The 13,747-nt window shown below is 29.2% G+C and carries 14 protein-coding genes and 1 pseudogene; 12 read left to right on the top strand and 3 right to left on the bottom strand.

All coding sequences use genetic code 11. From position 1 onward, the window contains the following. Nucleotides 1-28: 28 nt before the first annotated feature. Complete coding sequence (gene proC, locus HMPREF1984_RS03180; protein WP_021766454.1) at nucleotides 29-829, top strand: pyrroline-5-carboxylate reductase; 801 nt, start codon at nucleotides 29-31, stop codon at nucleotides 827-829. Between the two features lie 171 nt (nucleotides 830-1,000). On the opposite strand, the gene HMPREF1984_RS03175 is transcribed toward proC, so the two are convergent. Continuing rightward, nucleotides 1,001-1,780, bottom strand: a complete 780-nt coding sequence (locus HMPREF1984_RS03175) for a hypothetical protein (protein WP_036099592.1) — start codon at nucleotides 1,778-1,780, stop codon at nucleotides 1,001-1,003. 216 nt (nucleotides 1,781-1,996) lie between these two features. On the opposite strand from HMPREF1984_RS03175, the gene HMPREF1984_RS03170 reads away from it, so the two are divergent. Continuing rightward, nucleotides 1,997-3,760 carry a 1-deoxy-D-xylulose-5-phosphate synthase gene (locus HMPREF1984_RS03170; RefSeq protein ID WP_021766452.1) on the top strand — a complete coding sequence of 588 codons (1,764 nt, stop codon included), beginning with the start codon at nucleotides 1,997-1,999 and terminating at the stop codon, nucleotides 3,758-3,760. Between the two features lie 78 nt (nucleotides 3,761-3,838). On the opposite strand, the gene HMPREF1984_RS03165 is transcribed toward HMPREF1984_RS03170, so the two are convergent. Continuing rightward, nucleotides 3,839-4,582: an SDR family oxidoreductase gene (locus HMPREF1984_RS03165; RefSeq protein ID WP_021766451.1), complete on the bottom strand. Its 744-nt coding sequence runs from the start codon at nucleotides 4,580-4,582 to the stop codon at nucleotides 3,839-3,841. Between the two features lie 175 nt (nucleotides 4,583-4,757). Between HMPREF1984_RS03165 and HMPREF1984_RS03160 the strand changes: the two genes are divergently transcribed. The 3 genes and pseudogenes from HMPREF1984_RS03160 (at nucleotide 4,758) to HMPREF1984_RS03150 (ending at nucleotide 7,990) form a co-directional block, all read left to right on the top strand. Further along, the gene (locus tag HMPREF1984_RS03160) at nucleotides 4,758-5,465 is read left to right on the top strand and encodes a GntR family transcriptional regulator (RefSeq protein WP_036099591.1); all 708 of its coding nucleotides are present in this window, start codon (nucleotides 4,758-4,760) and stop codon (nucleotides 5,463-5,465) included. 135 nt (nucleotides 5,466-5,600) lie between these two features. Then, nucleotides 5,601-6,887 carry a hypothetical protein gene (locus tag HMPREF1984_RS03155; protein WP_036099609.1) on the top strand — a complete coding sequence of 429 codons (1,287 nt, stop codon included), beginning with the start codon at nucleotides 5,601-5,603 and terminating at the stop codon, nucleotides 6,885-6,887. A gap of 260 nt (nucleotides 6,888-7,147) precedes the next feature. Next, nucleotides 7,148-7,990, top strand: a pseudogene (locus HMPREF1984_RS03150) (aldo/keto reductase). A 35-nt stretch (nucleotides 7,991-8,025) separates the two neighbouring features. On the opposite strand, the gene HMPREF1984_RS03145 reads toward HMPREF1984_RS03150, so the two are convergent. Next, nucleotides 8,026-8,877 carry a LysR family transcriptional regulator gene (locus tag HMPREF1984_RS03145; protein WP_021766446.1) on the bottom strand — a complete coding sequence of 284 codons (852 nt, stop codon included), beginning with the start codon at nucleotides 8,875-8,877 and terminating at the stop codon, nucleotides 8,026-8,028. Nucleotides 8,878-9,106: 229 nt separating this feature from the next. On the opposite strand from HMPREF1984_RS03145, the gene HMPREF1984_RS03140 reads away from it, so the two are divergent. The 7 genes from HMPREF1984_RS03140 to HMPREF1984_RS03115 all read left to right on the top strand — a co-directional run bounded on the left by HMPREF1984_RS03140 (nucleotide 9,107) and on the right by HMPREF1984_RS03115 (nucleotide 13,605). Next, entirely contained in the window at nucleotides 9,107-9,700 is a 594-nt protein-coding gene (locus HMPREF1984_RS03140; protein ID WP_036099590.1) for a TMEM175 family protein, read from the top strand. After that, entirely contained in the window at nucleotides 9,621-9,806 is a 186-nt protein-coding gene (locus HMPREF1984_RS11120) for a helix-turn-helix domain-containing protein (protein WP_156894235.1), read from the top strand. Before HMPREF1984_RS03140 ends, HMPREF1984_RS11120 begins: the two co-directional genes overlap by 80 nt. Before the next feature lie 156 nt (nucleotides 9,807-9,962). Then, nucleotides 9,963-11,234, top strand: coding sequence for an RNA-binding domain-containing protein (locus HMPREF1984_RS03135; RefSeq protein WP_021766444.1), 1,272 nt, complete (start codon nucleotides 9,963-9,965; stop codon nucleotides 11,232-11,234). 134 nt (nucleotides 11,235-11,368) lie between these two features. Beyond that, a complete protein-coding gene (locus tag HMPREF1984_RS03130) occupies nucleotides 11,369-11,770 on the top strand; it encodes a hypothetical protein (protein WP_021766443.1) in 402 nt (133 codons plus the stop codon). Nucleotides 11,771-11,987: 217 nt separating this feature from the next. Continuing rightward, nucleotides 11,988-12,977: a Gfo/Idh/MocA family protein gene (locus tag HMPREF1984_RS03125; RefSeq protein WP_021766442.1), complete on the top strand. Its 990-nt coding sequence runs from the start codon at nucleotides 11,988-11,990 to the stop codon at nucleotides 12,975-12,977. A gap of 110 nt (nucleotides 12,978-13,087) precedes the next feature. Continuing rightward, a complete protein-coding gene (locus HMPREF1984_RS03120) occupies nucleotides 13,088-13,345 on the top strand; it encodes a type II toxin-antitoxin system Phd/YefM family antitoxin (RefSeq protein ID WP_021766441.1) in 258 nt (85 codons plus the stop codon). After that, the gene (locus HMPREF1984_RS03115; RefSeq protein WP_021766440.1) at nucleotides 13,345-13,605 is read left to right on the top strand and encodes a Txe/YoeB family addiction module toxin; all 261 of its coding nucleotides are present in this window, start codon (nucleotides 13,345-13,347) and stop codon (nucleotides 13,603-13,605) included. The genes HMPREF1984_RS03120 and HMPREF1984_RS03115 overlap by 1 nt, the downstream gene beginning before the upstream one ends. Nucleotides 13,606-13,747: the final 142 nt, after the last annotated feature.

Here is a 13,747-nt window from a genome sequence, read left to right as displayed (position 1 = left end):
ATAGATAAAATTAATATGAAGGTGAAAAATGAAAATAGGATTTATAGGTACTGGAAATATGGGAAGTGCCATGATAAAGGGACTGGTTACATCAGAGTATGTTTCAGGAAGCGATATAAATGTATTTGATGTAAATGTGGAAAAGTCAAGGGAACTTTCTGAAAGATATAATGTGAAACCTTTACAGAATGAAGTTGAAGTGGTGGATAACAGTGATGTTATAGTTCTGTCTGTAAAGCCAAACATTTACAATTCTGTTCTGGATAAAATAAAGGACAGGATAGATGAAAATAAGATAATAATTGCAATTGCTGCAGGAATTAGTATTGAAAGTGTTGAAAATATTGCAGGTAAAGATAAAAAAGTAGTAAGAATAATGCCTAATACACCGGCACAGGTACTTGAAGGAATGACGGCGGTTACTTTTAATGGAAATGTAAAAGAAGAAGAAAAGAAGGTTGTATTTGGAATTCTTGACAGTTTTGGAAAAAGTATCGAAATAGATGAAAAGCTTATGCATACCTTCACAGGAATAGCAGGGTCACTTCCGGCCTATGTCTATATGTTTATGGAAGCACTTGCAGACGGTGGAGTGCTGGAGGGAATGCCGAGGGACAAGGCATATGAAATAGTAGCCCAGACAGTAAAAGGTTCTGCAGAAATGCTGCTTAAAACAGGAAAGCATCCCGGAGTGCTGAAGGATGAGGTAACTTCTCCTGCAGGAACAACTATTGAAGCAGTTAATACCCTAGAAAATGGTAACTTTAGAGGAACTGTAATAAATGCAGTAAGGTCATGTGTTGAGAAATCAAAGAAGATGAGTAATTAAAATATATTGTCATTTCTAATTTCTAATGAGAAAGTAAAAAAAAAGCACTAATGTGCTGACCATAAAAAATTAAAGTTGTAAAAATAGCAATCTGTAAAAAATAAAGTATATCTTCAGAGAGCTATTTTTACTTTTATTTTTCTAATAAAAGAAAGTTTTAATTCTAATATTCTATTCTGTTTTATATTTCAATGATTCAAAAAGTTTTCCATTTTTATAAGATTCAAATTGGGAATCTTCTTCATTTACTTTATATTCAAATTTATCTTTAGCAGTTTCAAAAAATAAAGAGTTTTCATTTCTGTAAGCTGTAAAAACAATCTGTTCTTTGTCATTTCTTACAATGAGTTTCTTATTTTCAAGAGTAAAGGTGTAATCAATCTTATCAAAGTTATTATTTAGAGACCATATGAATTTACTGTCATTAACCTGTTTTACATAAAAAGCCATATTCATAGGAATAGTTATAAGAAAGCCTCTGTCAGTGACATAATTAGTTATTTTATAAGTATTAGGACTGATTAATTTTGTATCAGCTGATACGATTCCTAAAAAATCTTTTATTTCAGATCTGTCGCTTTTTACCATATCCTTATAATTAGCATAAAAATCAGATTTATTATAACGGTAGACTTTACTTTCATTTTTTATTTTTCCCTTTTTATTAGTTGTGTAAGTTTTAAAATCTTTTTTTAAAACATCAGAAAAAAATTCGTAATAATTTAGTCCAGCTAATCTTGTTGGTGAAAAAAACAGGTAATTTCCAACATTTAATTCAGCAGGATAATATTCTTTTCCTTTAGACTCGTTAACAACAATTTGAAATGGTAAGTTGGCATTTGAGAATCTTACATTAAATTTTTCAAAGTTATTGTAAGTATCAGCATTTTCAGCAGTTAAAATTACTGAAAATAATAAAAATTGTAAAATTAAAAAAAATTTCTTTTTCATCTTTCCCTCCATAAATTTGTTTTTCATATTATAACTTTATTTGAAAAAAATGTAAAATTTAAATTATTAAAGTTAATGCAGCAAGTTATGGTTGTATGTGAAAATATAACTGTAATTATTTATTTTGTTTTTAAAATCAAAAAGGACTTGACTTGCAGTCAACTCCATATGGTATACTTGTCTTAAAATAATTTAAAGATATGGAGGTATGAAAGAATGGCGTTAGAAAAAATAAATTCTCCTGAAGATATAAAGAGATTGTCAAAAGATGAGTTAAAAGTACTGGCAGGTGATGTGAGGGAGGCATTACTTAGCAGACTTACAAAAATTGGAGGACACGTAGGGCCTAACTTTGGGATGGTTGAAGTTATAATAGCTTTACACTATGTGTTTAATTCACCAAAGGATAAATTTGTATTTGATGTTTCCCACCAGTGTTATCCACATAAAATACTTACAGGAAGAAAGGAAGGATTTTTAAATCCTGATAAATTTTCAGAAATTTCAGGATATACAAATCAGGATGAAAGTGTACATGACTTTTTTAAAGTGGGGCATACATCAACTTCCATAAGTCTGGCTACAGGACTTGCAAAAGCAAGGGATCTGAAGGGAGACAATGAAAATATAGTTGCAATTATAGGAGACGGTTCACTGAGCGGAGGAGAAGCATATGAAGGGCTGAACAATATTTCTGAACAGGGAACAAATATGATTATTATTGTAAATGACAATGATATGTCAATTGCAGAAAATCATGGCGGACTATATAAGACATTGAAGGAATTGAGGGAAACAGAAGGAAAATCGCCAAATAACCTGTTTAAGGCACTAGGACTTGATTATATTTATGTGAAGGACGGTCATAATATAGATGAGCTTATAAAGGTATTTGAAAGTGTGAAGGATATTGATCATCCTATTGTTCTGCATATTCATACTATAAAAGGGAAAGGTCTTCCATTTGCAGAAGAAAATAAGGAACCTTGGCATTATAATGCACCTTTTGATCCGGCAACAGGGAAAATTAAAATTGATACACCTGATGATGAAGAAGCATATTCTGACCTCACAGGGGAATATCTGCTTGAAAAAATGAAGAAAGATCCTGCACTGGTTGCAATAAGCTCTGGAACTCCAACTGTAATGGGATTTAATGCCAAAAGAAGGGCAGAAGCAGGAAAACAGTTTGTAGATGTGGGAATAGCTGAAGAACATGCTGTTGCATTGGCATCAGGAATAGCGGCAAATGGTGGAAAGCCTGTATATGGAGTATACAGCACATTTGTTCAGAGAACTTACGACCAGCTTTCACAGGACTTATGTATAAATAATAATCCTGCAGTAATTCTTGTGTTTGTAGGTGGACTTACAGGAATGAATGATGTTACTCATCTTGGATATTTTGATGAACAGGTTATAGGAAATATACCTAATATGGTTTATCTTTCTCCTACAGGCAAGGAGGAATATTTTGCAATGCTGGACTGGGCAATAGAATATAAGGAGCATCCTGTAGCAATAAGAGTTCCATTAAATGGTGTAGTTTCAACTGGTGAGGAAATAAAACCTGATTTCAGCGAACTTAACAAATATGTAATAAAGGAAGCCGGAAGTGATGTTGCAATTATTGGGCTGGGAGACTTCTATCATTTAGGAAAGGAAGTAAAAGAACTTCTGAAGGAAAATGGTATAGATGCAACGTTAATCAATCCAAGATTTATTACAGGAATAGATGAAGAAGTGCTGGAAAAACTGAAAGAAAACCATGGACTTGTAATAACTCTTGAAAGTGCTGTACTTGATGGAGGATTTGGTGAAAAGGTAACGAGATTCTATGGAACATCGAATATGAAGGTAATGAATTTTGGAGCAAAAAAGGAATTTACTGACAGAGTTCCGGCTGAGGAAATTTTGAGAAGAAATAATCTTACAAAGGAACAGATAGCGGAAAAAGTATTGAAGGTTCTTGGGAAATAAATAAAAAAATGTACTGCACTTTTAATCTTGTATTCAAGATTTTGGGTGCAGTATACCTTTTTATTAATATGTAGAAAATTATAATTGTGCCGTTGGATAAAGTGTCATTTCATTTATACTTACTTCTTCAGGCAAGTCAATGGCAAATTTCACAGCTTCCGCAACAATTATCGGATCTGCTCCAATCGTATCATAGAGGAATTCAATTCTTTCTTTAATTGCCTTATTTGTAATACGTTCTGCAAGTTCTGTCTTAAATGCTCCAAGATAAAGAGTAGTTGTACGGATATTTCTTTTTTCGTTGGCACTTTCTTTTCTGAGAACTTCCATTAAAGCTTTAACACCATGTTTTGTTGCGCAATAGATACCTGCTCCCAAATATGTATTTAATCCTGCGACTGATGAAGTACTGATAACATGACCGGATTTCTGTTCTATAAAATGTGGAAGTACAGCCTCAATACCATTTACAACACCTTTTAAATTAACATCAATCATTTCATCCCATTCATCTGTCCTAAATTCAGATAAAGGTGAATTAGGCATTAATCCTGCATTATTAAATATAACATCAATTTTGCCGTATTTTGAAATAGTGAAATCAATTAATGATTTTACCTCTTCTCTTTTTGATACATCTGTTACTTTATAGACAGCTTCTCCATTTCTTTCTTTTATTTCATTTACCGCTTTCTCTAATTTTTCCTGATTTCTTGCGGCAAGTACAACTTTTGCACCACTTTCGGCAAGTAACAGAGCGGTAGCTTTTCCTATTCCTGAAGAAGCTCCTGTAATTATAACAACCTTATTTTTTATAGCCATTTTAAATCATCTCCTATTAAAAATTTTGTACTATATTATAACATATCTTTTTTAAAAGTCAATAACATCTATATATATCTATTAAAAAAATAAAAAGATAGATATATTAAAAATAAATTGTTATTATTAATATTTTAAGGTATAATATATAAAATTATTTATGAAAGGTATAAATATGAATAAATACAAAGAAGTTTATCAAAGTATAAAAGAACTTATAAAAAATGAAGAAATTAAGCCAGGAAATTATTTGAAAAAAGAAGCTGATTTAGCCAATGACTATTCCTGTTCGGTGCTTACTGTAAGAAAAGCCCTGTCAATGCTTGAAAATGAAGGATATATTCAAAAAATAAAAGGGAAAAGGTCGTTTGTTTTAGAGAAAGGGGATTTGAAAAATATTTCCCTGACATCAATACAGACTTTTCAGGAACTTAATAAAATTAAGAATATAGATGTTAAAACAAATCTGATAAGTCTATATATAGTTCAGGGAATGGAAGAACTCATGGAGAAATTTCATGTTTCAAAGGAAGCGGATTTTTATAAAGTTGTACGTACATATTCCTTAAATGGCAAGGTTGTACAGCTGGCAACTTCGTATTTTGATAGAAGAATAGTACCTTTTTTAAGTGAAGAAATTGCAAAAAAATCTATATATGAATATTTGGAAAAGGAATTAAAATTAAAAATATCCTATTCCCAAAGAGAAATAAAATTCAGAAAAAGTACAGATGAAGAGAAGAATTATATAAATCTTGAAAATATCGACAGAGTTGTTGTTATAGATACACATGCCTATTTATCTAATGGAAATCTTTTTCAATATGAAACAATAACTTATCATCCTGATGAATTTACTTTTACAGCAATTGCAAAAAGATAGGGGATGTTGTGGAAGAATGATATTTACAAGGGGGAAAAATTAGATATTAGAGGGATAGTTATGAGTATTATAAAAAATAAGAATAAATTGATTTACGGGTCAAAAACATTGTGGAGTAGATTATTAAAATCAGTTATGAGTTTTGTAGAAAATAAAAATAAATTATCTGTTGAATTAACTGATATAGAAGTAGATGTATCTGAAATGATTAATATTAAGGAAGCAAAAGTAGTCTATGTTAATGGTGCAGGGAAACTTGTTAATAATAGATCTGAATATGGGTGTTCAACGAATATAAGACTTAATGATATTCCTCTTGTTCAGATTAATTCGCCATATTGTCAGACTTGCAGTTCCGTATTGGCAAGTGGGTATGGAATAGAAAATGCGGATTGCGAAGAACTGAAAAAAATACAGAAGGAAATTAATTCTAACTTTATTTCACTTGAGGAATCCATAAAAACAATAGAACCTTTGCTTAAACTTTTTGAAACAGGTTTTTATCTGATTGCAGATGCAGAATGTTATCCAACAGATGGAGAAAAAAACTTTTATTGGGATATTTCCAACAAATTAAAAGATTATTCTGCAACAGCACTTGTATTTTCACATGAATACGGCGATGATTATTATGTATTTGGTCAGCCTGTCTATCTTTATCCGACACAGACAACAGATTGTTATAATAAAGAAAGAGTAGATTATTATATTGAAAAATTTAAAAACAGTGACAATGATGAACCAAGAGCAATTGTATATAATTTTGGTGAATTTATAAATTTTGTAATTGATGGTCATCATAAAGCATGTGCATCTGCTTTGCTCGGGAAACCTCTAAAATGTTTATTGATTATAAAAGGAGAAAGCTACAGAGATTATTATAAAAAGAATTATTTAAGATTTTTAGGAAGAGAAATTGAAGGAGATAAAATTTCTGATAAATATAGAAAATTGGCAAAAATTGAAAGAAACAATCCTGCTAAAAGTGTAGATATAGAAGAAGGCTGTGTGAATAAAAGAGAATGGGAAGAGGAGTATATCGAATCAGTAAAGAAATTTCCTGATTTAATAAAATATGCAACTATAGTAAATGACTTGGTTTATGAAAAAATGGAAATAACAGATGATTTAATGGAATATTATTTGAAAAAATTTGACAGGGAAAGTCAAAGAAAAGTACGGATAATTATACATAACTTAGAATTTTCAGATAAGAAAAAAGCTCAGGAATTTATAATTAAGTATGCCAGAGCTTCTTTAAAGCATAAAATATCTAATGCATTGAAAGTATTAATGTATGAGTTTTTAGTCAAGATAAAAGATAATCCTGAAATTGAACAAGTTTTTATTGATTATATAGTTCAAAATGAAGATATAAATGATCCTATTTTGAAAATTATAGATTCCTACTGGGAAAAATAGAAATATAAATGTTTTGATATTTACTGCAAATTTTGTTATTGGTGGAGCTTTAGCGGCTATTTGTTACAGTTGGTTATCATCAGGAAGTAATAAATAGTATTTAATTGAAATAAAAAATAACTAAAGCTATGCATTTTGGTTATAGTGGATTACGAAATTGATATTGTACTTTAGAAAAATTTTTTTGTAAAATATGTTCAAGAAGATTGGTAGTGTAACTGTAATTAAAAAATGACATATAAAAATTAGGAGGAAATATTATGAAATACGTAACTTTAAACAATGGAGTAAAAATGCCTATATTAGGATTCGGAGTATTTCAAATTGATGATATGAAAGAATGTGAGGAAGCGGTTTACAATGCGTTAAAAGCAGGATATAGATTAATTGATACAGCTGCGTCCTACAGAAATGAAGAAGCTGTGGGAAGAGCTATAAAAAGAAGCGGTATACCTAGAGAAGAAATTTTTGTTACAACAAAATGATGGGTAAGTGATGCAAATTATGAAAAGGCAAAATTGGCATTTGAAACTTCTTTAAAAAAATTGGATTTGGAATATATTGATTTATATCTGATACATCAGCCATTTAATGATGTATATGGAGCTTGGAGAGCGATGACAGAGCTGTATAAGGAAGGGAAAATAAAAGCAATTGGTGTAAGTAACTTCTATCCTGACAGACTGGTTGATTTTATTATGAATAATGAAGTAGTGCCAGCTGTAAATCAGGTGGAAACACATCCTTTCAATCAGCAGGTTAAAGCAAATGAAATAATGAAGGAATATGGGGTTCAAATAGAATCATGGGGACCTTTTGCAGAAGGGAAAAATGGAATATTTACAAATGAAATTTTGTCTGAAATTGGTAAAAAATACAATAAATCTGTGGCTCAGGTAATTTTAAGATGGCTAATTCAAAGAGATGTAGTTGTAATACCAAAATCAGTCAGAAAAGAAAGAATTGAAGAAAATTTTAATGTATTTGATTTTAAATTGAACAGTGAGGATATGGAGAAAATATCTGAACTTGATAAAAAGGAAAGTTTATTTTTAAACCATGATGATGTAGAAATAGTAAAATGGCTTAATGGAAGGAAATAATAAAAATACGAGGGAGATTTCTTCCCTCTTATTTTTTAAGAATTTTTACTAAAACTATCAAAAAGTTTCTCAATTTCATTTTTTATATTTTTCTTACAGACACAGTAGAAAGTCATTTTTGCTTCTTTATCAATAATCGGAATTGAAATATTATTTTTGAAATTGTCTTCACGTTCAAGTGTGAAATTTGAACGGAAATGTAGTAAATTTTGCATTTTAGCTAATTCCTGATAAATAATCCTGTCACTTTGGATAAGAAAGTTCATATTAGGCATTTTTTCTAAAACTACATCCTTCCATATTCCTATTGGATTGAATAAGAGCATTCTGTCATCTGTAATATCTGAAAAATGTATTTCCTTCTTTTTAGCCAGTGGATGCTGCAAAGGAACTGATAAAAATAATTGTTCAGTTTTGTATTTTATGCAGAAAAATTCAGAATTATCAACAGGTTCAGAAAGTATGATCATCTGATAACTGCCATTTTTAAGTTTTTCAAATAACTGAAGATTATTTTCTATTTTATGAAGAATATATTTTTCAGGATAAAATCTTCCAAATAATGAAATCATATCCCACAATGGAGCCGGAGCACATGAACCAATTGAAAAATTATTTTGAACCAGATTATTTTTATTAACTTTTTCTTCCATTTGATCTACAAGATTAAGTATTTTTTCTGCGTACTGGATAACAGTTTTTCCATTTTCATTTAATTCCATCTTATTTTTTTTCCTGTCAAAAAGTTCAACCCCCAAAGTTTTTTCCAGCTTTTGTATCGAACGGGAAAGGGCAGGCTGTGAAATATACAATTCTTCAGCAGCTTTTGATAATGTTCCATATGTTGCAAACGCAATAAGCTGTTTTAGTTGTTCCAATTCTATCATATTAATCACCTTATATAATTTTTATTTCTAGTATGCATTTTAATTATAGCACATTTTCTAAACGGTATTGTACTTTTATCTTAAATTTTAGTATTATAACTATATATAAAGATAAGGAAATAAAAATAAGAAAATGAAGGAGATTATATATGAAAAACTAAAAATTTAAATTCCTTACTGATTTATGATATAATTGTATTATTATAAAATCATGGAATGGAGTTTAACTATGAATAAAGAAAGATTGGCAGCTTTTATGGATGCTGTACTTGCAATTATTATGACAATTCTTATATTAGAACTGAAAAAACCTGAAACAGCAACTTTAAAAGCACTTTGGAATCTGAGAGTAGATTTTTTTGCATATACGCTTTCATTTTTCTGGCTTGGAACAATGTGGGTAAATCTGCATAATGAATGGCATAAAATAAAATATATTACACCATCAATTGTCTGGGTAAATGTAGTACTACTTTTCTTTTCCTCGTTTTTTCCATATGTAACTTCTTTTGTCACTTTATATTATAACAGTAGTGTAGCGCAAGGATTTTATGGGGTAATAGTTCTGGCTGTTACATTCTGCAATATAATTTCGTTGTATCTGATAGAAAAGGTAAATAAACATGATAAAGAATCGCAGGAATCATTAAAAACAATGATAAGATGGATAAAAGTTAATATAAGTATAAAAATAATTGGGTTAATAATATCGTGTATATTTTATCCGCCTGCAATGATGATAAGTGTTTATATTACTTTACTTGGAATTGTACTTCCCGCACAATATAAGGCGGCAAAAAGAAGAAAAGGAACTTTTAATTGATGAAATAGCCTATCTGGTTGGATATACGGAACTTTCATCGTTTTATCGTGCATTTAAAGGATGGATAGGGAAAACAGTATTGCAGTATAGAAAAGAAAAAGAATAAATATTAAAATACGTCATAAATTTGGCGTATTTTTTTCGTTGCAAAATGAAACGAAAAATGGAACGAAAAGTTTTTCGTTGCAAAAGTGATAAAAATGAAGTATAATTAATTTGTAAAAATATTGTTTTAAGTAGATTATATAAATGGAGGGTTTATATGAGAAAAGAGAGCAAAGAAATAGAATTTAAGGAAAAAATAAGTAAAAGTTATTTGAAAACAGTTTCTGCTTATTCTAATTATAAAGATGGAAAAATAATTTTTGGGATAAACGATAATGGAGAAATTATAGGGCTGGAAAAAGTGACAGAAAATAAACTTAATATAGAAAACACCATTAACGACAGTATAAAACCTAAGCCGGAATATACATTAGATATTGAAAAAATAGAAGGAAAAAGTTGTATTGTCTTAAATGTGAAAAAAGGGGATTTTCCGCCATATTATTACAATGGTAAAGCCTATAAAAGAAATGATACATCAACAGTTGAAGTAGACATAGTTGAATTGAACAGGATGATATTACAGGGAAGTAATCTAGATTATGAAGCAATTAAAATAGAAAACGAAAAATTAGAATTTAAGTTTTTAGAAAAAAAATTAAAAGAAATAGTAGGAATAAAAGAACTGAACCTGGATATATTAAAAACATTGAATTTATATGAAAATAAAAAATTTAATATAGCTGCTGAACTTTTTGCAGACAATAATAATAGAAAATTTTCTGGAATTGATATAGTAGTTTTAGGTGAAAATATAAATAAAATATTATTTAGGGAAAATATTGAAAGAAAATCCATACTTGAACAATATTCTGACGCAATCAGTACATTTGAAAGATATTATGAATATGAAGAAATAGTGGGAGCTGAGCGTGTAACAAAAGAAAAAATTTCAAAAGAAGCTTTCAGGGAATCTGTTGCAAATGCAATAGTTCATAGATTGTGGGATATAAATGCGAATATAAAAATAGTAATGTCAAATGATAAAATTGAAATTATATCACCAGGAAGTTTACCTTCAGGAATGTCTGAAGATGAATATATGAGAGGATATGTTTCAGTTTTAAGAAATCCCATAATAGCAAATATTTTTTATAGACTAGGAATAATTGAAAAATTTGGAACAGGAATAAAAAGAATAAAATATGAATACAGGGAAAATTTTGTAAAACCGTCTTTTGAGATATATGAAAATAGCATAAGAATAACTTTACCAATAATTGAAACAGTTCCAAGTAATTTAGTTAACGGTGAAGTAAAAGTTTTTGAAATTCTTAAAAAGCATGAAAAATTAAGTAGAAAAGAAATCGAAGAATTAAGTGAATATAGTAAATCAAAAGTTATAAGATCGATAAATGGTTTAATTGAGAAAAGTATTGTTGAGCAGGTAGGAAAAGGGCGTTCAGTAAAATATCAGTTGAAAAGATAAACTGAAAATTATTTTTTTTCCATATAGTGACACTTTATTTTACAACTTTTATTATAGATGAATTAAATTAAAAAACTTGATTTTTTTTATTAAATATTATAAAATTAAGCAAAATTATTTTAGGAGATGATATAATGAAAAAATTTATTTTTATGTTCTTTCTTTTATTTTCTATTTTGGGATTTTCTAATACTGTTTTGGACAAGTTATCCGGTATAAGATGGGTTTGCCATAATCTTAATGATGCACAGTTAATTAATCTTTTTATTTCAAAAAGTGCTCCGGATAAATACAGTGCCACATTTAATTCATTTAATAATATTACAAAAAACGGACCTGATGAAGTTGAACTTGGAGAATTTAGTCTTGCGATAAATGAAAAAGAACAATATTTCTATTTTACTAATTTAAATAAAAAATCACAAAAGTTTTCAAGTTACAGATTTAATTATAAAATTGGTAAAAAAAATAAAGTGAAATTTTCTTTATACGATACTTCTAAAAATAGAAATATTTGTGAATTTTATTCTGCTTAAATGAGTGAAAACTTCAGTTATCGCATTGAAATTAAAAAAGTGATAACTGATATTTTTATTTAAAATATTTATGTTATGAACAAAGAATCATAAAAAATTCAAAGGTCTTATTTACTAGATTTACTAGTACTCTTTCCTTGACTTAATTATTAAATGGTAATATAATTTATTAAATAGAAATTAATATGATGCAATTTGTTGGAAGGAGAGTAGAAATGTGGAAGAAAAAATAGAAAAAGAATTAAAATGGGCTGTTCTGGGAACAGGCGTAATTGCAAATGAAATGGCACAGGCACTTGAAAAAATGGGGAAGAAACTTTATGCAGTAGCAAACAGGACACATAGTAAGGCTGTGGAATTCGCCAAAAAATATGGTGTTGAAAAAGTTTATGATAAAATAGAAGATATGTTTACAGATGAAGAAACTGATATAATTTACATTACAACTCCTCATAATACACATATAAAATTTATGATAGAAGCACTTAAAAATGGGAAACACGTATTATGTGAAAAATCAATTACACTAAATAGCGAAGAACTTGAAGAAGCAGTAAAAATTGCAAAGGAAAAAAATCTTATTCTCGGAGAAGCAATGACAATTTTCAATATGCCCCTTTATACTGAACTTTCAGAAATTGTAAACTCAGGTAAACTGGGTGATGTAAGAATGATACAGGTTAATTTTGGAAGTTACAAGGAATATGATATGAATAACAGATTTTTCAACAGAAATCTGGCAGGAGGGGCATTGCTTGATATAGGAGTTTATGCTATTTCCATTACAAGACTGTTTATGACTTCAAAACCTGATAATGTGCTTTCACAGGTTAAGTATGCACCAACAGGAGTAGATGAACAGGCAAGTATAATTATGATGAACAAGGAACAGCAGATGTCAACAATAGCGCTTACACTTCATTCAAAACAGCCGAAAAGAGTTGTAATCGCATGTGAGAAGGCGTATATAGAAATTACCGAATATCCAAGGGCTGATAAGGCTAAAATAGTTTATACCGAAACTGGTGAAATTGAAGAAATTACAGCAGGAATGACAGAAAATGCACTTCAGTATGAACTTCAGAATATGGAGGAATCTGTAAAAACAGGAATTAACAAAATGAAGCTGGAATATACAATAGATGTTATGGATATTATGACAAAATTACGTAAGGAATGGGGAATGACCTATCCTGAAGAGGAATAGAAATGGAGCTGTCCTGTTATGAAAAAAATTATGTCATTTTTCATTGCAAAAAGTGAAATTATAATTGAAAATTTGTCAAAAATATTGTACAATAAATAGAGGTGATTAGTATGATAGCTACAAATTATTCAAATGTGAGAAACAATTTAAAAAAATATTGTGATAAGGCAACTGATGATTATGAAACAGTCATTATAACAAGAAAAAATGACAAAAACGTGGTACTGATGAGTGAAGAGGAATATAACAATTTGATGGAAAATCTTTATATTATGTCAAATAAGAAATATTATAATGAGCTGTTAAAAAGTAAAGCGGAAGCGGAAGCGGGGAATGTACAAATACATGATATAATTGAGGTGGAATAATGAATTTGACATGGACAGATATTGCATGGGGGCAATATGAAGAATGGCAGAAACAGGATAAAAAAATGGTCAAAAAAATAAATGAAATAATAAAAGACATCAAAAGGAATGGCAATGAAGGGATAGGGAAGCCAGAGCCTTTAAAGCATGAACTGAGTGGATACTGGAGCAGAAGAATTACAGATAAGCACAGGTTTATATATAAACTGACAGAAACAAGTATAGTAGTTATTGCCTGTGCAAATCATTATGAATACTAAAATACTAAAGTTATAAAACCTTCTTTAAATTTAAGAAAAAATCTTAATTAAAGAAGTTTTTTATTTATAATATTTTTGATGTAACTATTGACATCACATCAAAGATGTTATATTATAATTTTATAAGATATAACTATCATTA

Origin of the sequence: Leptotrichia sp. oral taxon 215 str. W9775 (assembly GCF_000469505.1) — a bacterium.
In the GTDB taxonomy this organism is placed as follows: Bacteria; Fusobacteriota; Fusobacteriia; order Fusobacteriales; family Leptotrichiaceae; genus Leptotrichia_A.
The sequence above is the reverse complement of the archived record's forward strand: the minus strand, read 5'-3'. Positions and strand labels throughout refer to the sequence as shown.